Source organism: Fusibacter sp., from assembly GCF_057447755.1.
Window position 1 is genome coordinate 14,085 of sequence record NZ_JBVBZF010000008.1, and the last position, 19,548, is coordinate 33,632.

At 30.7% G+C, this 19,548-nt stretch carries 33 protein-coding genes; all 33 read right to left on the reverse strand.

The window, feature by feature from the left end:
- Nucleotide 1 precedes the first annotated feature (1 nt).
- Entirely contained in the window at nucleotides 2-943 is a 942-nt protein-coding gene (locus AC220I_RS04250) for a hypothetical protein (protein ID WP_486722582.1), read from the reverse strand.
- Between the two features lie 2 nt (nucleotides 944-945).
- Nucleotides 946-1,392, reverse strand: a complete 447-nt coding sequence (locus tag AC220I_RS04255; protein WP_486722583.1) for a hypothetical protein — start codon at nucleotides 1,390-1,392, stop codon at nucleotides 946-948.
- Entirely contained in the window at nucleotides 1,389-1,904 is a 516-nt protein-coding gene (locus tag AC220I_RS04260) for a hypothetical protein (RefSeq protein ID WP_486722584.1), read from the reverse strand. The genes AC220I_RS04255 and AC220I_RS04260 overlap by 4 nt, the downstream gene beginning before the upstream one ends.
- Nucleotides 1,904-2,152, reverse strand: a complete 249-nt coding sequence (locus AC220I_RS04265; RefSeq protein ID WP_486722585.1) for a hypothetical protein — start codon at nucleotides 2,150-2,152, stop codon at nucleotides 1,904-1,906. The genes AC220I_RS04260 and AC220I_RS04265 overlap by 1 nt, the downstream gene beginning before the upstream one ends.
- Before the next feature lies 1 nt (nucleotide 2,153).
- Nucleotides 2,154-3,293, reverse strand: coding sequence for a hypothetical protein (locus AC220I_RS04270; RefSeq protein ID WP_486722586.1), 1,140 nt, complete (start codon nucleotides 3,291-3,293; stop codon nucleotides 2,154-2,156).
- 10 nt (nucleotides 3,294-3,303) lie between these two features.
- Nucleotides 3,304-4,725, reverse strand: a complete 1,422-nt coding sequence (locus tag AC220I_RS04275) for a BspA family leucine-rich repeat surface protein (protein ID WP_486722587.1) — start codon at nucleotides 4,723-4,725, stop codon at nucleotides 3,304-3,306.
- Nucleotides 4,725-5,276, reverse strand: coding sequence for a hypothetical protein (locus AC220I_RS04280; protein WP_486722588.1), 552 nt, complete (start codon nucleotides 5,274-5,276; stop codon nucleotides 4,725-4,727). The genes AC220I_RS04275 and AC220I_RS04280 overlap by 1 nt, the downstream gene beginning before the upstream one ends.
- A gap of 4 nt (nucleotides 5,277-5,280) precedes the next feature.
- On the reverse strand, nucleotides 5,281-5,835 hold the full coding sequence (locus AC220I_RS04285) for a hypothetical protein (protein WP_486722589.1): 555 nt from the start codon (nucleotides 5,833-5,835) through the stop codon (nucleotides 5,281-5,283).
- On the reverse strand, nucleotides 5,832-6,365 hold the full coding sequence (locus tag AC220I_RS04290; protein ID WP_486722590.1) for a hypothetical protein: 534 nt from the start codon (nucleotides 6,363-6,365) through the stop codon (nucleotides 5,832-5,834). The genes AC220I_RS04285 and AC220I_RS04290 overlap by 4 nt, the downstream gene beginning before the upstream one ends.
- Complete coding sequence (locus AC220I_RS04295; RefSeq protein ID WP_486722591.1) at nucleotides 6,362-6,712, reverse strand: hypothetical protein; 351 nt, start codon at nucleotides 6,710-6,712, stop codon at nucleotides 6,362-6,364. Before AC220I_RS04295 ends, AC220I_RS04290 begins: the two co-directional genes overlap by 4 nt.
- Nucleotides 6,712-7,140, reverse strand: coding sequence for a hypothetical protein (locus AC220I_RS04300; protein WP_486722592.1), 429 nt, complete (start codon nucleotides 7,138-7,140; stop codon nucleotides 6,712-6,714). Before AC220I_RS04300 ends, AC220I_RS04295 begins: the two co-directional genes overlap by 1 nt.
- Nucleotides 7,141-7,143: 3 nt before the next feature.
- Nucleotides 7,144-7,461 carry a hypothetical protein gene (locus AC220I_RS04305; protein WP_486722593.1) on the reverse strand — a complete coding sequence of 106 codons (318 nt, stop codon included), beginning with the start codon at nucleotides 7,459-7,461 and terminating at the stop codon, nucleotides 7,144-7,146.
- Nucleotides 7,462-7,476: 15 nt separating this feature from the next.
- Nucleotides 7,477-7,929, reverse strand: coding sequence for a hypothetical protein (locus AC220I_RS04310; RefSeq protein ID WP_486722594.1), 453 nt, complete (start codon nucleotides 7,927-7,929; stop codon nucleotides 7,477-7,479).
- A 175-nt stretch (nucleotides 7,930-8,104) separates the two neighbouring features.
- Nucleotides 8,105-8,644: a hypothetical protein gene (locus AC220I_RS04315; protein ID WP_486722595.1), complete on the reverse strand. Its 540-nt coding sequence runs from the start codon at nucleotides 8,642-8,644 to the stop codon at nucleotides 8,105-8,107.
- Between the two features lie 165 nt (nucleotides 8,645-8,809).
- The gene (locus AC220I_RS04320; protein ID WP_486722596.1) at nucleotides 8,810-9,118 is read right to left on the reverse strand and encodes a hypothetical protein; all 309 of its coding nucleotides are present in this window, start codon (nucleotides 9,116-9,118) and stop codon (nucleotides 8,810-8,812) included.
- Entirely contained in the window at nucleotides 9,108-9,374 is a 267-nt protein-coding gene (locus tag AC220I_RS04325; RefSeq protein WP_486722597.1) for a hypothetical protein, read from the reverse strand. Before AC220I_RS04325 ends, AC220I_RS04320 begins: the two co-directional genes overlap by 11 nt.
- Nucleotides 9,375-9,447: 73 nt before the next feature.
- Nucleotides 9,448-9,651, reverse strand: a complete 204-nt coding sequence (locus AC220I_RS04330) for a hypothetical protein (RefSeq protein ID WP_486722598.1) — start codon at nucleotides 9,649-9,651, stop codon at nucleotides 9,448-9,450.
- 10 nt (nucleotides 9,652-9,661) lie between these two features.
- Nucleotides 9,662-10,843, reverse strand: coding sequence for a PBSX family phage terminase large subunit (locus tag AC220I_RS04335; protein ID WP_486722599.1), 1,182 nt, complete (start codon nucleotides 10,841-10,843; stop codon nucleotides 9,662-9,664).
- Nucleotides 10,824-11,300, reverse strand: a complete 477-nt coding sequence (locus AC220I_RS04340; protein ID WP_486722600.1) for a hypothetical protein — start codon at nucleotides 11,298-11,300, stop codon at nucleotides 10,824-10,826. The genes AC220I_RS04335 and AC220I_RS04340 overlap by 20 nt, the downstream gene beginning before the upstream one ends.
- Before the next feature lie 439 nt (nucleotides 11,301-11,739).
- Nucleotides 11,740-12,006 carry an HU family DNA-binding protein gene (locus AC220I_RS04345; RefSeq protein ID WP_486722601.1) on the reverse strand — a complete coding sequence of 89 codons (267 nt, stop codon included), beginning with the start codon at nucleotides 12,004-12,006 and terminating at the stop codon, nucleotides 11,740-11,742.
- A 4-nt stretch (nucleotides 12,007-12,010) separates the two neighbouring features.
- Nucleotides 12,011-12,223 carry a hypothetical protein gene (locus AC220I_RS04350; RefSeq protein WP_486722602.1) on the reverse strand — a complete coding sequence of 71 codons (213 nt, stop codon included), beginning with the start codon at nucleotides 12,221-12,223 and terminating at the stop codon, nucleotides 12,011-12,013.
- 250 nt (nucleotides 12,224-12,473) lie between these two features.
- Nucleotides 12,474-12,752, reverse strand: a complete 279-nt coding sequence (locus AC220I_RS04355; RefSeq protein ID WP_486722603.1) for a hypothetical protein — start codon at nucleotides 12,750-12,752, stop codon at nucleotides 12,474-12,476.
- Between the two features lie 52 nt (nucleotides 12,753-12,804).
- Nucleotides 12,805-13,209, reverse strand: a complete 405-nt coding sequence (locus AC220I_RS04360) for a hypothetical protein (protein WP_486722604.1) — start codon at nucleotides 13,207-13,209, stop codon at nucleotides 12,805-12,807.
- Nucleotides 13,210-13,213: 4 nt separating this feature from the next.
- Nucleotides 13,214-13,939, reverse strand: coding sequence for a hypothetical protein (locus AC220I_RS04365; RefSeq protein ID WP_486722605.1), 726 nt, complete (start codon nucleotides 13,937-13,939; stop codon nucleotides 13,214-13,216).
- 16 nt (nucleotides 13,940-13,955) lie between these two features.
- Entirely contained in the window at nucleotides 13,956-14,789 is an 834-nt protein-coding gene (locus AC220I_RS04370) for an AAA family ATPase (protein ID WP_486722606.1), read from the reverse strand.
- Nucleotides 14,773-15,186, reverse strand: a complete 414-nt coding sequence (locus AC220I_RS04375) for a hypothetical protein (protein WP_486722607.1) — start codon at nucleotides 15,184-15,186, stop codon at nucleotides 14,773-14,775. Before AC220I_RS04375 ends, AC220I_RS04370 begins: the two co-directional genes overlap by 17 nt.
- 2 nt (nucleotides 15,187-15,188) lie before the next feature.
- Nucleotides 15,189-15,725 (reverse strand): DUF6291 domain-containing protein, encoded by a 537-nt coding sequence (locus tag AC220I_RS04380; protein WP_486722608.1) that lies wholly within the window; start codon nucleotides 15,723-15,725, stop codon nucleotides 15,189-15,191.
- Nucleotides 15,726-16,161: 436 nt separating this feature from the next.
- Nucleotides 16,162-16,365 carry a hypothetical protein gene (locus AC220I_RS04385; protein WP_486722609.1) on the reverse strand — a complete coding sequence of 68 codons (204 nt, stop codon included), beginning with the start codon at nucleotides 16,363-16,365 and terminating at the stop codon, nucleotides 16,162-16,164.
- A 379-nt stretch (nucleotides 16,366-16,744) separates the two neighbouring features.
- Nucleotides 16,745-17,071, reverse strand: coding sequence for a hypothetical protein (locus tag AC220I_RS04390; protein ID WP_486722610.1), 327 nt, complete (start codon nucleotides 17,069-17,071; stop codon nucleotides 16,745-16,747).
- Between the two features lie 148 nt (nucleotides 17,072-17,219).
- Complete coding sequence (locus AC220I_RS04395; RefSeq protein ID WP_486722611.1) at nucleotides 17,220-17,810, reverse strand: hypothetical protein; 591 nt, start codon at nucleotides 17,808-17,810, stop codon at nucleotides 17,220-17,222.
- On the reverse strand, nucleotides 17,791-18,747 hold the full coding sequence (locus AC220I_RS04400; RefSeq protein ID WP_486722612.1) for an ATP-binding protein: 957 nt from the start codon (nucleotides 18,745-18,747) through the stop codon (nucleotides 17,791-17,793). Before AC220I_RS04400 ends, AC220I_RS04395 begins: the two co-directional genes overlap by 20 nt.
- Nucleotides 18,737-19,075, reverse strand: coding sequence for a hypothetical protein (locus AC220I_RS04405; RefSeq protein WP_486722613.1), 339 nt, complete (start codon nucleotides 19,073-19,075; stop codon nucleotides 18,737-18,739). The genes AC220I_RS04400 and AC220I_RS04405 overlap by 11 nt, the downstream gene beginning before the upstream one ends.
- A 104-nt stretch (nucleotides 19,076-19,179) precedes the next feature.
- Nucleotides 19,180-19,419: a hypothetical protein gene (locus AC220I_RS04410; protein WP_486722614.1), complete on the reverse strand. Its 240-nt coding sequence runs from the start codon at nucleotides 19,417-19,419 to the stop codon at nucleotides 19,180-19,182.
- Nucleotides 19,420-19,548: the final 129 nt, after the last annotated feature.

Consider the following 19,548-nt stretch of genomic DNA (forward strand, 5'->3'; position numbering starts at 1 on the left):
GCTATATAATTTTATAATCTGGACTTGCATAATCTATAGGCTCATAATCCGGTAGATTTACATAATTACCAGTAAATTTAATATATTTTGTATTTGAATTATAGCTTATTGATTTAGAAATTAGAAAAAAGAACAATCCATATAATGAATTACTTATTTGTCCTAAAACATTAGAACTTGTCAAAACACTTTTATTAATATCATATTCATTATATGTCAATGCAACAAATGAGGCAGAACCATTACTATCAGAATGACTTAGAATAACACCCGAATCATAACCTTTATAAATATTCGGATAATCAAAATCATTAATAAATTCTTCAACATCCATTTGCTCCCATGCAAAAACTATAATTATCGGGTCTTCCATTGATACCCATGAACCGGTGGAACCTTCCGATACTTCCCGATATCTAACATCAAACTTAATTCTTCCATCTGTTAATGGCTCGCTGATTAATGTAAAAGCTTGCCTGTTTTTATCATTTGCAATAGATACATCAATAGTTATATTTCCTGCCGGGTCGCCATCATCTTTAAGACTGAAAGGAATAACTTTTCTATTTACATTTTCCTCCCCTACCAGTTCCACTTCTACATAATAATTCTGAAGATAATTAATATATCCTGAACTAGCTGCTTCAATAAATTTTGAATCCATTGTGATTGTTGTGGCTGTTATAGCTGTTATCTCACCTGAAAGATCATACGTATATTCGCCACTATCTCCTGGGGCATATAAGTAAAAGAAATCACCAACAGATAACTCAGTAGTTAAATCAGTTCCGATGGTCACTTCTATATTATCATCAAGCCCGGAACCAACAGAAGTAATGGCCAAATCTTCCCTTTTAAATACATATTCAACAGGCCTAAAACCTGGGAATATATTTTTTGTCACTCCGCTTTCCGTTGTTACCGGATTTGTAATTAAAGTCAAACTCATATTCCTAATTTTAATTTGACATCATTTACCGCCTCATCAGCAATCTTATCATACATATCTTTTTTATTATCTTCAATTATTCTATCAATATCAACCCCCTCAATTTCTCCCCTATAAATACGGGTACCTTTTTCACTTATTCCTTTACCAATCATATAAGCCACTTGATTTGGAGTAAGCTCACGACCATTAATATTCATGGTTATTCCGTTTCGCTCAACATATTCCCTTATCACATTTACCGGAGGGAATTTACCAGGTGGTCGACCATAAATTAAATATTTAATATAATCATAACCTATCAATTGAACTTTATTACCATCAACATTAACCTCAAATTCCTGGGACTTGCCTGTATCAGATAATCCTTTGCTTTGTATTTCATCGGCAATGGCCTGGCCTATATTTCTAAGCGTATCTTGTATGACAGTTTCTATGCTCATGTTGAATAATCTGCACTATATAATGTTGAATCCGCACTTACTAGCGTTGTATCTGCTTTTATTCCTAAAGTAGCAATAGTCTCATAATTCAGATGTTTCTTTGTTGTGGGTACCCTGTTTTTTAAAATAAGCTGAAAAGTCATACTTTCCTGAACTTTGATAGGGGCATCTTCTGAACAAAATAAAGGAACATCATAAAATTTATATGTCTCGTCGTAAAACAATATCAATGCTTTCCATCCGTATATACTTTCTTTAATGGATTCTATTTCTTCAATGGTATCAATTGTCAGTTCCCACCTATTGAACTTTAGTTCATAATCAAACAGAATCTTATTATTGTTTCCTATAATAATATCAAATGAAAAATCTATCTCTTTGCAATTATCAATTTCTATCGTTTCCCCTGATGTAGTTAAAGCACTTATCTTATTCAAATCTGATAAGTCATGATAGTAGAATGTCAATCCATTATCTTCATATAACCATATTTTATTTACTCCTGCCTGCATTATGCCGATTTGTGATAATCATAAATGTGTTCATCATATTCTTTTTTAAAATCATTGTGTCTTTCTTCTTGTCTTATTACCGAACCACTTAAACCAGTTATAGCAGTAGTAAGCTTATTAACTGATTTTGTCAATTCTCTATTAGTATCATCCTGTTGCTTAATATACCTGACAAGAAAAAACCCTATTACTACAAGTAATAAGGAAATAGTACCGCCTATAATTTTATAAAATAATGGATCATTCATGCTATTCCTCCCTTAAATAAATACCAAATGTTTGAGTGCTTAATGTATATGAACTACCTCCTTTTGCTCTTATCTGAATCTTATCACCATCTTTTAGCCATAATGGCATAATTGTACAAGTAGGGCCAGGATAATAAACGCCTGCTGTCGTTGTTCGTGATGTTTTTGTTAAATGCCTGATTTCTCGATAATCATCACCTGTGCTTTTGATAAATATTCCAGTATAAACAGTTTTTGAAACAGCATCAGAAGCACTTTGACTTGTATATGATATATTAAATTCAACAGAATCTCTTAAATCTGTGACATCCTGATCATATTGTAAAGTATCACCATCAAATAAAAATCCTTCTGTATCAAAATTAGTAAATTTATTAGCTGATCCTGCACCTAGAAATGTCCATGCAGTAGTTACGCTCGTTTGTATTGTCGAATCTGGATCAAGATATGCGGCTGCCTCATATCTATTACGACTTGCATGTCCATCAATAAATAAATTTTTAAATATATGAACAGTAGTATCTTCAGTTATTTTTATAACAGTATCAGTATCATATAATATATATAATTGTAAGCTATCTATCTTTAATTGAACATCGTTTTGTGTCAATCCTCCAAATACTTCTATCGGCCTATCTCCGCTCTGATCATTTTCAATGTAATAATTGTTATTCATAAAATTATATGTTAATCCATATTCGCTCGGATCAACTGTATTTATAGTTACATAAGGATTTATCCCAGAAAAATCTAATTCAAATAATGCCTCATTATCCGAAAGAAGAATAAAGATATTATTATCAACATCATACTGAAGTTTATAAGAACCATCAACATAATTACTTCCAATACCATATGCAATTTCATTATCACTTAATGTAATTCTTTCACTTATACCACCACCTGCAATACCACCAAGTTGCACCGAGTCTTCAACTCCATTTACTAAAACATAAAACATTATGCTATCACAATTTATATCAAGACAACGCCATCCAGTAATAGTATCACGCTCAACACCTGTCTTATAAGGAATTAATCCCTCGGTAAACTTGTAATATTTTTTTGTCAATGTCCATTGCCCGAAAGCCGAAAAGCTCAAGGCAATTGTTAATAAAATTGTTAATAAACGTGTTTTCATATTTATAATTTTAAACGGCTCCGCCGTCGTTAATTGTCCAGTTATCGTTATTTATTATGCTTGTTCTTGCTGCCTCTGCCGCTCCACCGCTTGTATACTTAGCTAAATTTGCATCAAACGTCAATCCAGAATATAATATCAATCCATCCCAATAAATTAAAGCAGCATCATATACGGAAGTCGAAATATTTACGTTTGTTGCGAAATTACCCATATTAGTAACATTACTTACATTCCAATTCGAAACATCTAACGCTGTTAAAGAGTTACAATTATAAAACATATATTGCATGTTAGTAACGTTACTAACATTCCAATTCGAAACATCTAACGCTGTTAAAGAGTTACAATTGTTAAACATATATTGCATGTTAGTAACGTTACTAACATTCCAATTCGAAACATCTAAAGTGGTTAAAGATGTGCAATTGTAAAACATAGTATCCATATGTGTAACACTGCTTACATCCCAATTGGCTACATCTAAAGTGGTTAAAGAAGTACAGTATCTAAACATACCAGCCATATATGTAACGTTGCTTACATCCCAATTGGCCACATCTAATGTTGTTAAAGATGTGCAATTGTAAAACATACTACCCATATCAGTAACATTACTTACATTCCAATTCGAAACATCTAACGCTGTTAAAGAGTTACAATTATAAAACATATATTGCATGTTAGTAACGTTAGTAACATCCCAATTGGCTACATTTAACGCTGTTAAAGATGTACAATTGTTAAACATACTACCCATGTTAGTAACGTTACTAACATTCCAATTCGAAACATCTAAAGTGGTTAAAGAGTTACAATTGTAAAACATAGTACCCATGTTAGTAACGTTACTAACATTCCAATTCGAAACATCTAACGCTGTTAAAGAGTTACAATTATAAAACATATATTGCATGTTAGTAACGTTACTAACATTCCAATTCGAAACATCTAAAGTGGTTAAAGATGTGCATCCGACAAACATACTACCCATATCAGTAACATTACTTAAAAAAGAACCAGTTGTATCATCAACAGATGATAAATTACTACAACCATAAAAAGCTTTTTGTAAATTAGTAAATCCAACATTTCCCCACTGTATTATTTTATCCAAATATGATTTTACTGAACCGTTATTTATATAAAAAGCTTCACATGTTCCTGATATACTAATTTGATAAGTTCCAGCTGAATAATTATGCGTTGCATCAGCATCGTTATATGCAGTTACTATTGATGTAGAACTGCCATCTCCCCAGTCTACCTCAAAATTATAATTAAACCCAGTTCTTAACGGTAAAGTGAAATTACCATTTGGCACAGTCCACTCAGTTATAAATGAATTTGGGTTTATTCCTCCCCTATGTGAGTTGATAAAAATCATTTTCTTTTTATCTGGTTTTAATAATAATGGCGCTTTATCCATCATTATATTGTTTCAGTCCATCCGCTATCTAAATCAGGTATAGCAGTTGGATTATTTTCTATAAAATCTTTTATCTGATCTGCATTATCTGCATTATCATTCATGGCATCCGCAACAGTGTCCATGCTTAAGCTAAGAGTTTCCTCAACTGTATTTAATGGAATTCCTTGCGCGCGTTTATTTAAAATCTTAAGATATCGCTGTTGTTTTCCAACCCTTCCTTTATCTTCCGGTAAAAGAATGTTATTAACATATGCCTCCATAGCATCAACAGCATCGTTTAATTCAGCATTTGTCTTTCTGCTAAGATCATATGTTACCTGATAAGTTAATAAATCCGGGTAAGTAGGATGAGGATTATCAACCATGCTTTTTAATATATCAAGTGTCTGCACCCTTGAATCATAAGGAGGTTCCGAGTTTGTGTAATGCTCCCCATAAACTTTAAGATCAGGATCAAGTCCCTGAATAGGTAAATTATCAGTTTCAACTATATAATTATAATTAATTATCCTGTCTTCTGATATCGAAAAAACAACGCATTTTAATAACATAATTTTATAAATTAAATTTCCAATTTCTTGCTAATACTGGTTTATCTGGTTTTTCATCCCATTCAAATGACGGTAAAACACCATTATTAATTAATTCTTCTTCTCTCCTGTCTCTTTCATCCCTGCATTTTGCTTGCCAATCACCCATAGAAAGCATATAGTTAAATCGGGCATTATCTTGTGTGTTCCAAGTATCTTTATTTTTTACTAATGATAATCTTAAAATCTGGGCAAGATGTTTTGTCTCTTCATAAGCCGGATAATTATTATCTAAATGCTCACCTAATGAATTATTAAGATTTGCAATAATCTCATCATTTGTCAACTGCTCCAATCTATATAACTTGTAAGCCTCTCCTATATGACCTGTCTCTATAAAATCATATCCATCAATTATTAACCTATGAGTTAACCGATCATAAGGCGGCGGATTATCTATGATATGATAAAATTTAATATTGTCTGATAATCCCTCAATAATACCATTATCATGACGTGGATAATTGACGATATCCAAAGTTTCTTTATCTTCTAATATTTCCCTTCTTAAAACTTTCATAAATTTCTATAACCTATTAAATAAACAATCGCTTCTTGTCCTGGGGTTGAAGCACCAATTTGATCAATATCAAATGTTATCCTTGCATTTGCTGCCAGTTGATCATCTGTTATTGTCGGTTGTGTTGATGCAGTTTCGCTGCTTACTTCATTTACTTCAATAACTATCTTATTACCTAAGATAGAAACACCCGCCTCATTTATATCAATTATTATATTAGAACCCACCGGGGCAACGCTTACCGTTGCATAAACATCCAATAAAGTAAAACTATAAGGAATATCGAAATATGCAACCCCTGTGCCTGTCTCAAGATCAATTTCAAAATTGGATATTGCTATTGCAATCGGTTCCTGTAAATATACTTCAGCATCTTGACTATTCAATTGCTCGGAGTTATCTACTACGCCATTATTATCAGTATCATAAACAGATTTAAGCATGTCACCACTACCTGAGGCAGAGACAGGAACCCGCCTCATCGTAACATTTATTGAATGTCTTACTATTTCAACATTTATATTGCTCATGATATTCTTTTTGTCACATCGTCGGTCACTTCTGCATTTCCTTTTGTTGTACTGCTTACATTTCCTGATCCATCAACAAACTGTATGTCAAATTTATAATTTCCTATTGGTATTGCCCTTGTCTCTGTTGCTGATGCTGTTAATTCTGTCAATCCTGCTGCTCCATCAACGTGAGTATCTTGATCTATCTGTAATACTGCATTATCATCACTAGACGTTTTATCTTCATATCTTTTTAGGGTAAAAAATACCGTACCCCCAACAAGAGAAAAAGCGTCACCATTCTCATCAGTAAACGCCAAACTAAGTGTTAATGTATCTCCCTGTATGATAATCAGATCATCCATTACTTGAAAAATAATAATTTAAAATTCACTGTATCTTTGAAAGTAGCATGTTTATAAAATCTGATAGCCGGATTTACAAAAGGGAAATTTGTCCCGTAATATGATTTTGTCTCAATAGGTGTCCCGTTAATTGTATCAAGATTTGCAGCTCGTACAAATGTATCAGGATATCCGGTCAATGCATCAAAAGTATAAACATGTGTAAGCGTGTTTAATTCCCAGTTTGAACCACCAATTGAAAATATAACAGAATCGCATGTATCAGATTCTATGGTCAAGCTCCAATCTAATCCGGCCACATTGTAATTTGAAAATTGATAGATAGAATCACTTGCCACTTGTCCGGCACTATCAACAGCTAAACTAAGTTTTTGACTGTACGTTAATGTAGTTATTAACAGCGTTATTAACAATAATAATTTTTTCATATTTTATATATTTAAAATTGCTATGTAATTAATTGCTCCTGCATCAATGCAGTTAAGAGTAAATCCATTTGCATCCTGAGCCGTAATTTCAAAACCTACCGATCCTGAAAAATCGAATACCTGTAAACTATAAGCAGCCGAGGAAAAAGCCGAGGAAAAAGAAATGACATTTGATCCGGCGGTTACTGCGACATTGCCTTCAGCTCTTATTAAGTCATAAAGCTCTGTAAAATTCTCATTTATTTTTATAAATAACGGTCTTAGATCATCACCCGTACCATCGTTCGCAACCGAACCTACATTAATTATTTGTTGCGCCATAATTATAATTTTTTGTTAACACCAGTTTATTAACAATTGTTCATTAGCCAACATCTCACCCCTTACACCTATTAATCCGGTTGCAAAAGTATTAAACACTCTTTGAACAGTAAATTTAGGGTTAGAGTTATTTACTATTTTTACCTCATCTAATTGAAAGATTCTTATAAAAACACGATTGGCAATATCTTCCATTTCCTGACATATTATTTCGCGTTCTAAATCTGTTCTGTGGGGATCATTATCATGAGAAAGAAAATATATTCTTATCCTTGCTTCCGATTGAAGCTTTGCATTTTTCATTATCTCATTATTCTTTGGTAATTCATTATCAAGAATAATAAGTGGATAATTATATTTTTTTACCTGGGAAGAGGTGACGGCTGCTTTAAAATATGAAGATAATCTATAAGTACAATCCGGCTCAATGTCCTTAACGATTGTTTGTATATCAGTGATTAAACTCATTTCTTCTTAGACATTAATTTGCTAAATTTTATTTCAAAGTTAGATTTTTCCAAATTATAAAGCAATAATTTTGTACTTAAAATATCATTTTGTTTCATTACCTCATCGAAAGGAAGGTTTAGAATCTCAGATAATGTAATGATTTCAGCGTAATTTGAATATTTGTTTAGATTGTCTATCCCTGCTTGCTTTTTAATAGTAACATTTTCATCCGGTATATTATTTTTGAGAAAAAGCTCGTTCCGGTATTGTTGCCATTCATAAAATTCTGAAAAAAAAAATTGCCCACTGCCATGACATCCTTATAGTTTTGATCATACAGAATATTCATAAAATAAGTGACTTTTGATATGTCAGGATTATTGACAAAAGCAACTGCAACAATAAAGACAAGCATGTCATATCCTTCATATTTTGATGTTTCTATCTGAAACCTTTGTCCGATAGTTTCTATTTTATAGCTGTTGACATGTTTATTTAATAAGAATTTAGGGACTGGAATATCTCCGATATTTTCAATATCTCCAATTAACTCCAATACTTGTGGTGATATTTTTGTGGTATAGATAATCTCATATTTGCATTTAGTGGACCATTCAAGATACTTTATCTTATCCATATTTTCAATCCTGGTCACTTCGATGAATTCTCTTGCTGTTAATTCATCTATTGATTTTATCTGATATTTTTTACCGTTTATTGTTATTGGGATCATGATTTGCACTTGCTAATAAATAACCAATGATAAAAAGTAATAATAAAGTAATTAATGATCTTAGATATATATTAACATTAAAAGACCATTGCCATGTTATAAACACATTAGACAAATAACTAAAAAATAATATCCAAAATATACCAAGCAATAATTTAATATATTTCATTTTATAATTTTTAATTCTTTAAAATCTTGCTTTGCGCTGAACTGTTCAAATTCTTCCTTACTCATTTCAATAATGTTAAGGATAACAGGATTGTAATGTTTGTTCAATGATAATATTGTTTTGATTGCAATATCATGATTGATATATCCGCCTTCTGTTCTAAGGCATATATTTGAAAATACTTCTTTTTGTGTGATCTTGCTTAATGCAATGTAGGGTAGATAAAAATATCTGTTCCTTTCTGTTCCTTTTGGCGGGACTGTTGTTCTATCTTTATTTGGTTGATTTATCATTTTATTGTTCATTTAAAAGTTTATTATAATAATCTGCTTTTTCGTAATCTTCTATTGATACATAATATTCCATTGATAATTTATAATTAACTAATGTAATATTTACTTGATCGATAAAGAATAAATATTTACGTATTTTTTCAATATTTACAACCCTATATCCACCATTTAATAATTCAGAAACAAGATCATAAGTATGTTTTTCTTTTTTAGCTGAAACTATAAGTTTATCATCACGCTGACAAACCATACAATATTTTATTTTCATAATGTTAATATTTTATCGATTTTATTGATTTTCATTTTTGTTTTGTCGGGACATCATTAAATAATTTTCAATTTTAAAGCAATGATTTTAATACTTTGATAATTTCATTTATATGACTGATATCAATATCAAGTCTCACAACTTTATCTATTCGCTCTTTACCAGGTTGAAAATTTTTCCTTATATGTTCCTGCTGCTGACGTTTAGTTATCACTAAATTTTCATGATAAGCCAATTCTTTTTTTAGCCTTTTTCTTAATGTTAGTCTTTTAATCATCTTATCAAATTTAAGGGTTAATAATTCTTTTATAAAATCTTAATGCATATCTGCAAGCATCAATGATGTGATTAAATTCATCAATTGGTTCATTCAATGGTTTATTAGTTTTTTTATCAATTGCCCATGCATAGTTGTCAAATTCATTCTGTGCATCCTTTGAATCTTCATGTACAAATATCTTATATTCTTTCATCCGGTCTATACCGTCAATGATTGAACCTTCACCTTTTGTTGCACCATGAACTTGCATACCGGCCATTAATAACTCATACTTTTTATCTTTCCGTGCGCTATCAACCACAACAATTTTATTATCGGGATTCACTTCTCTTAACAGTTCGATCAATTTACTGTTTAATATTTGTGGGGTGTATAAATGTTGTTTGATATAAATTTCGTGATCTGTTTCTGATATGTTTAGTTCCACCAATGTTGTGGGATCATTACCACCCCAGTCAATTGCAAATATCTGGTAAAGTTTTTTTAATGGCAGATCAATATATTTATTTGTGTATGGAAAAATTAATCCTTCAGGGGATGCACGTAATCCCAAGCCGTACACTTCCCACTTGTTCAAATCGGCTGTTCCATTGCGTATATTTTCTTCTGTGGGTTCATAGCTTAATATTTTTTTTACCTGTTGTTCCGGTGCGAATGGATTATCTAAGAACGTTGTTTTCAAATATGTAACATCTGGTCTTTTGCATACATTGTCATAAATCCAGTGGTCACCATATTTGGGGTTATAATCCCCCCACCAAAATAGTGAGCATCTCATTTCTTGCTGATCAAAAATGTGTTTAGATATATTAATCATCTCATTGAAGTAAGCAAAATCACAGCCCATTCCCTCAAAGCTGCTTACCTTATCAGCCCCGATCAGGTTTATTCTATTTGAAAATAGCTTAAAGGATTTTACTTCCTGGACATCTTCAAAAGGTGATACTATTCCGAAATCGGGAAGTCTTTTATTGAAATCGTTGTGTAATGTTGTTTTGAAAGAAGAATATGTTTCACGAATTATGTTAATAACTTTGTTAGTAACCTTACGAGTACATAGATATACAATAAAATCTAAGGATGACCATGTCTTTCTTGATCTTGATCCACCTTCTAAAACTGATCCCCTCTTTCCACTGTTGTAAGCATTTACAAGGTGCGAAAAGTTTTTAGGAATTTTCCGTGCCATTTATTTCTTCATCTTTTGGGAAAAGTTCGTCTACTGATTTACGTTGCTCTTGTATAATTTGCGTGTTAATAGTTCTGTCAGTCCATCCGTGATTAGATTTAAGGTTCATTATTGAACTTGCTTCTTTGATGTTTCCGTTTTTACCGTTATAATAACAATTTGATTCTAATTTAGTTATCAATAAGTTATGTTTTTTCTTTAATGAAGGAAAACGATTAACCAAGTTTGTGAATATTTCCTTGTACAAACCAAGTTCTGAAGCTATCTCACCTATAAAGTCATATTTAAAACCTTGTTCTTTTTTTATAGGCATGCCACCGGATACTGGTATTTGTTGATATGACTTTTCATTTGCCATTTCAATAGCTTTGTTAAACAATTCTATTGACTTTCTGAATGTCCACTTTTCAGCGTTTTTGTTTCCGAACGGTGCGCCGGCTCTTTTTTGATTTTTCATGTTTCAGATAATTATAAAGTTCATTCATAATAAAATCATGCTGTTCCTGTGAACAATTACTGTAATTGTAAATACTGTATCATAAAATGATATTGTTAACATCTTATCTAATTTTTGATAGTAATATTATTAAGAAGTTTTTCAGCTTCTATCTTTGTGATTTTTCGAATAGCTTTTTTACTAATCAAAGAAAATGTTGTTTTTATGTTTGTTTTTACTTCCATCTTTCAATTAAAATTATCCACACTATCGTAGTGGTCAACGGTGATTCTGTGATTAACTGCTCAAATGAGGTTGGTGGATGAACAACCCTGGGAGGTCAGAATTAACCCGTCTGATAGGCATCACAACTTCAAACTGTTTCACAGGACAGTTTTTTTAATCCTCCCATACTATATTTTATTCAAAGAACTATACAAAAATAGTCAATAAAATGATATTAGTCAATATCATAATGCGGTTTGAATTTTACAACTGTTTGTTCTGGTAATCTGATCGTACATGTAGGCAAGTTACATTGCTTTTCTTTTCTTGTTTTAACTTGGAAGGTGCCAAACCCACGTAACTGAACGTCAAAACGTTTTTTATTTAGCTTTATTATTGTTCCCATAACAATATTTAATGCCTTTTCAGCATCTTTTCTTTGCATATCCATTTCTATGCGTAAAGCTTCAACTAAATGTTGTTTTGTTGCTGTTTTTTTCATCTTTCTAAAATTTATATGTTTGTTTAAGATTTCCTATAAATGTTCCTTTTTTAGAAGAATCATGAATTAATACACTTCTGTTTTTTTCAAATGCTTTTTGTCTAGTATTTTCATTACCTGTATATGTTGCAATATGTGTTGCCATATTAATAATTGGAGATTGTTTTTCATTGTGAAAATATCTCATATGTATTTGATGTAATTCATTTTTTGTCATTTTTCGATATATTTTAATTAATAATTATTTTTTATTACCTCGAAGTTTTAAAGTATCTTTTAATACCTTTACTCTCATACTATCACATGAATTATTTAAACAATCATATTCTTTTTTAATATTTCTATGCTTAAATAAATCAGGAACAAAAACGATACTTACCATCAGTAAATATAAAGCGGCAAGTATTATTAATAATCCGCAAAATCTTTTCATATCCTTATTTTATGTTGTTATTTTTCTATTTGTTTCATGGTTTAGAAATTTTACTTTCCAGCCATTCTACATATTCCGGTTTGTAAATTTTAACTTCTTTCCATCGCTGATCAATAACAATATTTGTTTTTTCTAATACTATGCAATCCTTAAGATTATTATCATTATCATATCTAATCATGGATATTATCTCTCCTTTAGTATTTTCCTGTAATACTTCCCAATATAAAGGTTCGTTCATCTGATCAACTTCTATTTCATCAAAAGCTGATAATCCGGTTTCTGATTTGAATTGTATTTGTATTTCTTTCATGGTTTATCTATTTAACATAATACTAATTATATGACATCATTTATAATCCGTTTTACTTTTTTAAATATCCCTTTTTTCTATACTCATTTATTTCTTTTTCAGGATAAACACCAATGCTGTCAAATAGCTTTTCTAATTCATGATAATATTCATTATCGAGACAAAATTTCACTTTCTTAGCTATCGATATATATATCTTTCTTTTGTGAGTTTCAAAGATATCTAAATCTTCATTCACCTTACCAAGTATTTTATCCTGATCTATCTCATCAATAATTTTCTTGATAAATTCCGGGACCTCTTTTTTCTTTGATTTATTAACGCAAAAAGCGATAAGTTCCAAAGTATCTGTTATCATATCTTCTTTTGTTGATATACCGAATTCAACATAATCATTTATGATGCCTTCAATAAATATGATAACATCTTCATTTGATTTAATGTCTTGTAGTTTCATAATTTTATAATATTTCTTTTTCCGATAATCCAAAAAACATTTTTATCTGTGCTTTAATTATTGGATGCCAACATTTTTTATTTAATATTTTTTTAGAATAAGGCATTAATTTTATTTTAATATCACCCCAACAATTACCATCATCTTCAATTATATCTGAATATTCAGGAAGTAATTGAGAATAATATTTTCTGTAAAATGGTAATTTTTTCGTAATTATAAATTTACATATTATTTCATAATAAAATGAAAAGATATACTCTCCTGCTTCGATAGACCCTCCTGCTTTGATATACCCTCCTGCTTCGATAGACCCTCCTGCTTCGATAGACCATCCTGCTTCGATAGACCCTACTGCTTTTATATACCCTCCTGCTTTGATATACTCTCCTGCTTTGATAGACCATCCTGCTTTGATAGACCATCCTGCTTCGATAGACCCTACTGATAGGATAGACCCTCCTGCTTTGATAGACCCTACTGCTTTTATATACCCTCCTGCTTTGATAGACCATCCTGCTTCGATATACTCTCCTGCTTCGATAGACCCTCCTGCTTCGATAGACCCTCCTGCTTCGATAGACCCTACTGCTTCGATAGACCCTACTGATAGGATAGACCCTTTTATAGAAATATCTATATTTAAAACTAAATTGTTTTTAATTATTAAATTTTCATCTTTATCTAATAATTTAATTAATTCTTCTTTTGTATTAATTATTGTTTTCATAGCTTATTATTTAGTGTTAAAATATTTCCTTTTCTTCATCCTCATAATCTACCAAGTAAGGAACTGCACTTTTATCAACCCTTAATCCAAACTTATTAATATCTTTGTCCCTAAAATCTCTGGGTGAAATTATACTCATTTCTTTATCCATTTTATTTTTTTCTATGACAATAGATGATTCAACTTTATTCTGAATTTCAGTACCTAAATGACCTCTTGGCTTTTCCTCGTCACCTTTTTTTAATGGGTTAATATGCAAGGCAAGGCAAATATGACAATCAGTAATATCATTCCATTTCATCAGTAAATTAATTAAATCTGTCACTTCTTCAAGATCATTAAAGTTTTTTATTATATCTCTCACCCCGTCAATTATTACCAACCCTAAATTTTTTGTTGTTTCAATTTTATGCTCTATAATTTTTATGCGATCTTCAGTATTGTATTTTTTTATTGAATATAATTCAAAATTATCAGGATGTTTATCTATGTTTAATATTCTTGTAATTCTATAAGGTATCATTGCGGCATAATATTTTGTTTGTTCAGTATCAAACCATAAATGATTCATTCCGTGTGTATACCCCCTAAGTCTATCACCAATTATCGTATTTCCAATAGCAGAAGCCATTAATATTGATAAATAAAATGTTTTTCTACTTTTCTGCTTTCCAAATACACCGCTTAAACCTCCTCTTGTTAAATAATTATATTCATTGACACCATCAACATATTTTATTAATGGTTCTGGTTTGTCGTATTTGTCCCCATACCTAATTGCAGATTCTTTTAAAATCTGGTAAATATCTTGCTCAATTACATTATTTTCAATATTAACCTTTAACTGCATCGTAGTAATTTTTAAATAATTCGTATGTTTCCGGCGTTTTATTATTATCAAATTCGTAATTCATAAGCATAAGATCAATTGTTTTAATTTCATCAGCTTTAAAATGATCAAATTTACTTCTATGTTTAGCTATAAAAATCAATGTTTCTGTTCTTATTGACTTAATCCATTTTTGAGAATATCCGTATAATATCAATAATAAAACATATTTCTGCAATTCGCATTCTATATCAATCTTTTTATTATTAGTTTTCCACGCCATTAATCCGTCTATTTCATTATTTTGATTATTAACAGTATCAACTATCTCAGATAATAATTTAATAGCGTAATTCTTTTTAGGTTCAGATTTAATCGACTTAATAATGTCTGTTAATTTGTTTATCTTTTCTTGCATAATTATTTATTTGATCTATTAAACCATGTATTTAATCTCCTGGATGTATCCCAAGTTTTCTCTAATTCTTTTCTCATTTTATCTTTTTTTTCAGTTGGCTCACTCCAATATAAATAAAAATCTTTTAATAATTTATCCTCATACTTTCCTTTAAATTCCCTAACTTCATCTTTAAATTTATTTTGTTTATTTAATATATCTTTATCCTTATCCTTATCCTTATCCTTATCGGGTTTTTTGGGTTTATTTGGGTTTCCAAATAACCCATTGGGTTTTTTGGGTTTATTTGGCCTACCTCCTTTCTTTCCGTTTATTTTATTTCTTTCACATATCATCTCCCATTTTTTCAAATCTCGTTTCAATTGTTGTTTTATTGGTATAAACGCCATGTTAATAAGCTTATCATTTAATTCAGGGTTCTGATCATTAACATATCTAAATAAATGTTTAACTAATTTTCCGGCTTGTTCATCAGATAAATTTTCAAATATTTCAATCCATTCAACGTATATATTAACAATTTTTTTACCCTCTGCCATTGTTTTTACATGTTAATTTTTAAAAGAAAAAAATTTAATCATTAAATCCCATACTTTTAACAGTCAACAGATCGTTAGGGGTAAAATTGTTATATTTCATTTTTTGACTCCATGCCTGTCTTGTTATTCCTATTTTATCAGCAATCTGTTGACCGTTTATATTTTCTCTGTGCATCCAGATTAATATTTTTTCAGATGTTTTATATATATTCATTTACGTGTTAATTTATTTCCTCTAAAGTAGGGGGGCTAACCACGCTCCCCTTGTAAGCCATGAATAAAAACCTTAATACTACTAACTAAACCTTATTATGAAAACGCTAATTTAATGTTTTTATTGTCGCTTGTCAAGTATTGCATCAATTTTTACTATTATTATGTCAATTATTACTATATGAAATTTATTTAATGGTTTATATAAACTAGTTATAATGCATTAGCCAGCCCCGAAAATCAAATACAGTATAGCGGCTATCAACATTCCGAATATTATCAACGTTTGTGTTGTTGTTAAATCACTTTCGGGGCTTTCCCACTCTTCTTCGTGGCAATCCCAACGCACACTGTTATTTCGCTGTTCCGCCTCAATTCTTTCTTGTCGTTCAATTGCTTCAATATCTTGTGTTCTGAAAACTCTCATGCCATCACGCTCGTAGCATGTTTTACCTTCGTGGCTCGTAACATTCCATCCCATATTACTTAAGTTTTGCCATTCCTTAATAACGCATTATCACAAAGTATATAAGCCATTGTTAGTAGCTTTTATCAAGGTCAGTGGTTAATATTTACATTTGTTTTTCAATTTAAGTTATCGTTCAACGGCTCATATACAAACCGTTATATTTTACAAATTTTTATCCATACTTGCTCAGTATCTTCACCATATTTACGAGATCTGACCTGTATATCTGATAATGTTTCATTGTCTTCCAGGTCGATTATTATACAATTCTTATTGTTGGTTAGTTTCATTATTACTTTTTTTATGTATCTCTATAATATTTCGCATAAGTCGTCATTTAGTGTAATCTTCGTTGAGCTTCTAAATAACCTTCTAGAAAGAAAGCCGAAGCATCAGCAGTATTTATTATATTTTCTTCCTCTTCTACAGCAAAAACAGCGTAATCACATTGCATGCTTAGCACTTCTGCTTCCTCCATTTCCATATCAGGAAGTAACGAACATTCGCACAATACCATTGTTACGGGGTTTGGGTAATCATCTAATTTAAGTGTAACTTTTGCCTCGCATGGTGTTTTATGATGAGAGCAAATACTAATAATTACTCGTAGTAATTTTTCTAAGTCTAATTCTTTTGTTTTGCAATATTTAACTTCTAATTCCATTACACAATATTTTAAAGTTATTAAACACTTTTAAAGTAGCTGCAATTAATTGAAAGAAAAGGGAGGGGGTAAAGAAATATCCCCGATCCCTAATTAACAACTTAAAAACATACGAAAAAGAACATTGTGTTTAGTTTCTACTTTCATCTTATTTAATTTTAATATATTTTTCAAGTTCGTTAAGTCTGCAATACTCAAGGAAGTTATGACAAAGCATTAATACTTCACCATACATTCCAGGATAAGGAAAAAACTCAGGCCTGTTAATGTTAAAATTATAAGGTCTTACAGAATTATACTGGATATGGGTGTATTTAAAAATATGAAGATTCAAACCCATACAATATAATTTCCATTGCACAGAATTTTCATAGAAATCAACACCATAATACCGACTTCCCGTTTTAATCTCTTCACCCATCAAACCACTCACCCGATCAATAGCACAACTAACCAGAAAGCAATCTAAATTAAATGTAAACCTTACTTCATTCATAAAGGCTTTACTTTCATTTCGTAATTCATGCAGCTGTTCTACTTCCTTATCAAATAGCTTCAATTCACCCTTTTCAGGGTTTCCGGTTTCAAGATAATGATGCACTAATGTACCAAATTGCATCTTATCAGTGGGTTTAAAAATACCTTTTATCTGATCATGAAATTCATTAATATCCTTTTCAAATTCACCATCCCTGATTAACCGGTATGATTCCAATAAACTAGGCTTTATCTTGTACATCTTCAAAAAGTTTAGATTCTTTATTATAAATAATCCCAACAGATTCACAACGATCTTGCAAAATCCTGAAGCATTGCACCTGGATTCCCTTGTCTTTTTCTTCAGAAAGAAGTTTTATTTCTTCATTGGCCATATCAACCGTTCCAATTTCTTCAACTTTCTTACGATACCCATTTATTAATTCTAATATTTCAGCCTGATTCTTACTTAATGCGTTCATTGTTTCCAATGTGCGATTAATAATATCAGTGTAAAATGTTGTAAATTCTGATGAATCAACAGAAGGAATATTTATTGCTCCAATATTCGCACAGTCTTTACCGATATGCCTATCACGTGGCGTGAAGTCAATTGATCTTTTATTATTAGCAGATTCTACATAACCAATTAAATCCATGCTTTGACGTAAAAGATCATAACTTCCGCCGGTTACTTTAGGAATAAATTTAACGTCGTCACCTTCCTTTTGTTCGGTGTGATGAGCTATGAATATTAAATTTATCTTACGACTTTTAGCCCAATCAATAAATTGTTTAAAAATATTCTTCATTGCACCATAACCTTGAAGGGAAAGTTCACCCCCACGCCTTGAATTTTTTGGATCAATCTTTTTGACATAATCGGCAATGTAATTATCAAGCATTGCGCCAACTGTATCAATGATTAATGTTTTAGGTGCAAATTCTGCCAGTTCTTTTGATTTCTGCAATTCGATAACATCCTCCCATGTTTCGACCCTCACAGAATCCAAACGGTAACAGGCTCGCTGTAAACCGCCGTCAAAATCGATTAATAAAGGTTTGTCACTTGTGAATGAAATTGAGGTTTTCCCAATTCCTGGTTCACCATAAATTAAGCAGTTTAATGTTTCTGCCTTTACACTTTCAGTCTTTGTAATAAATTGTATCATCTTATCTAATTTTAAATTAAAATCCAAATTGATTAATATCACTTATTCCGGGTTCAGTAACTTCCGGTTGCGCTTCATCAAATGAATAATCAGAATAAAATAATATTTCTTTATCATCTGATTTATTCCATAATATTGCATCGGTAACAATTAATTCACCATCAGCATGAATGGTAATATCACACGTGAAATACTTATTCTTAAAATCAATTATATACTCCGATTTAGAATAGTATTCACCATCATTACATTTTTCAGAATGATCATTCTTTATCTTTTCACATACTAAGATATAAGTATGTAAAACGTTGTCAATTTTTACAGGTATTGCCTGTTGAAGTGCTTTTTCTAACATGATTATTATTTTAAGTTGTTAATTATTATACGAATATTTTTTTATAATGTTACATTTTTAAGTAATTATTCTATAAGATGTTTATATAAAGTAGTTATATGCAATTAAAAATGATAATGCCCGCCCGCATATATCGTATTTATCTTGTCTATAATGGTTCTTTCGTTCATGCTGTAAAATAGTTCGCCACACTCTTTGCATGTAGCTACTACGCCTTCATTGGTCTTTTTTCGCTTATGCCAATGTTGTTCAAACTTAAATTCCCCACCGCATTTGCAGCATGGCGCATTTTCGATGTTTATTTCTTTAATTGTAGTTTTTATATGATATGTAACTATGCTCATTTTTCTTTATATTTATTACATATTTTAAGTTTATCACCTTCTTTTACATATGGACATTTGTCGCTATATAAATCAAGATTTTGACAGAAATAACAATCTTTTATATATTTTAATTTTTCCATGTGAAAT

Excerpts from the sequence above, each read along its gene's own strand:
- AC220I_RS04295 (WP_486722591.1), bottom strand. The coding sequence starts at position 6,712 with ATGGATGATCTGATTATCATACAGGGAGATACATTAACACTTAGTTTG.
- AC220I_RS04320 (WP_486722596.1), bottom strand. The coding sequence starts at position 9,118 with ATGAACAATAAAATGATAAATCAACCAAATAAAGATAGAACAACAGTC.
- AC220I_RS04270 (WP_486722586.1), bottom strand. The coding sequence starts at position 3,293 with ATGAAAACACGTTTATTAACAATTTTATTAACAATTGCCTTGAGCTTT.
- AC220I_RS04275 (WP_486722587.1), bottom strand. The coding sequence starts at position 4,725 with ATGATGGATAAAGCGCCATTATTATTAAAACCAGATAAAAAGAAAATG.
- AC220I_RS04375 (WP_486722607.1), bottom strand. The coding sequence starts at position 15,186 with ATGCAAGAAAAGATAAACAAATTAACAGACATTATTAAGTCGATTAAA.
- AC220I_RS04335 (WP_486722599.1), bottom strand. The coding sequence starts at position 10,843 with ATGGCACGGAAAATTCCTAAAAACTTTTCGCACCTTGTAAATGCTTAC.
- AC220I_RS04385 (WP_486722609.1), bottom strand. The coding sequence starts at position 16,365 with ATGAGAGTTTTCAGAACACAAGATATTGAAGCAATTGAACGACAAGAA.
- AC220I_RS04395 (WP_486722611.1), bottom strand. The coding sequence starts at position 17,810 with ATGTACAAGATAAAGCCTAGTTTATTGGAATCATACCGGTTAATCAGG.
- AC220I_RS04340 (WP_486722600.1), bottom strand. The coding sequence starts at position 11,300 with ATGAAAAATCAAAAAAGAGCCGGCGCACCGTTCGGAAACAAAAACGCT.
- AC220I_RS04345 (WP_486722601.1), bottom strand. The coding sequence starts at position 12,006 with ATGAAAAAAACAGCAACAAAACAACATTTAGTTGAAGCTTTACGCATA.
- AC220I_RS04380 (WP_486722608.1), bottom strand. The coding sequence starts at position 15,725 with ATGGCAGAGGGTAAAAAAATTGTTAATATATACGTTGAATGGATTGAA.
- AC220I_RS04290 (WP_486722590.1), bottom strand. The coding sequence starts at position 6,365 with ATGAGCAATATAAATGTTGAAATAGTAAGACATTCAATAAATGTTACG.
- AC220I_RS04315 (WP_486722595.1), bottom strand. The coding sequence starts at position 8,644 with ATGATCCCAATAACAATAAACGGTAAAAAATATCAGATAAAATCAATA.
- AC220I_RS04355 (WP_486722603.1), bottom strand. The coding sequence starts at position 12,752 with ATGAAAGAAATACAAATACAATTCAAATCAGAAACCGGATTATCAGCT.
- AC220I_RS04365 (WP_486722605.1), bottom strand. The coding sequence starts at position 13,939 with ATGAAAACAATAATTAATACAAAAGAAGAATTAATTAAATTATTAGAT.
- AC220I_RS04260 (WP_486722584.1), bottom strand. The coding sequence starts at position 1,904 with ATGCAGGCAGGAGTAAATAAAATATGGTTATATGAAGATAATGGATTG.
- AC220I_RS04305 (WP_486722593.1), bottom strand. The coding sequence starts at position 7,461 with ATGGCGCAACAAATAATTAATGTAGGTTCGGTTGCGAACGATGGTACG.
- AC220I_RS04285 (WP_486722589.1), bottom strand. The coding sequence starts at position 5,835 with ATGAAAGTTTTAAGAAGGGAAATATTAGAAGATAAAGAAACTTTGGAT.
- AC220I_RS04265 (WP_486722585.1), bottom strand. The coding sequence starts at position 2,152 with ATGAATGATCCATTATTTTATAAAATTATAGGCGGTACTATTTCCTTA.
- AC220I_RS04390 (WP_486722610.1), bottom strand. The coding sequence starts at position 17,071 with ATGGAATTAGAAGTTAAATATTGCAAAACAAAAGAATTAGACTTAGAA.
- AC220I_RS04255 (WP_486722583.1), bottom strand. The coding sequence starts at position 1,392 with ATGAGCATAGAAACTGTCATACAAGATACGCTTAGAAATATAGGCCAG.
- AC220I_RS04330 (WP_486722598.1), bottom strand. The coding sequence starts at position 9,651 with ATGATTAAAAGACTAACATTAAGAAAAAGGCTAAAAAAAGAATTGGCT.
- AC220I_RS04370 (WP_486722606.1), bottom strand. The coding sequence starts at position 14,789 with ATGCAGTTAAAGGTTAATATTGAAAATAATGTAATTGAGCAAGATATT.
- AC220I_RS04360 (WP_486722604.1), bottom strand. The coding sequence starts at position 13,209 with ATGAAACTACAAGACATTAAATCAAATGAAGATGTTATCATATTTATT.
- AC220I_RS04350 (WP_486722602.1), bottom strand. The coding sequence starts at position 12,223 with ATGACAAAAAATGAATTACATCAAATACATATGAGATATTTTCACAAT.
- AC220I_RS04280 (WP_486722588.1), bottom strand. The coding sequence starts at position 5,276 with ATGTTATTAAAATGCGTTGTTTTTTCGATATCAGAAGACAGGATAATT.
- AC220I_RS04410 (WP_486722614.1), bottom strand. The coding sequence starts at position 19,419 with ATGAGCATAGTTACATATCATATAAAAACTACAATTAAAGAAATAAAC.
- AC220I_RS04405 (WP_486722613.1), bottom strand. The coding sequence starts at position 19,075 with ATGTTAGAAAAAGCACTTCAACAGGCAATACCTGTAAAAATTGACAAC.
- AC220I_RS04325 (WP_486722597.1), bottom strand. The coding sequence starts at position 9,374 with ATGAAAATAAAATATTGTATGGTTTGTCAGCGTGATGATAAACTTATA.
- AC220I_RS04300 (WP_486722592.1), bottom strand. The coding sequence starts at position 7,140 with ATGAAAAAATTATTATTGTTAATAACGCTGTTAATAACTACATTAACG.
- AC220I_RS04310 (WP_486722594.1), bottom strand. The coding sequence starts at position 7,929 with ATGAGTTTAATCACTGATATACAAACAATCGTTAAGGACATTGAGCCG.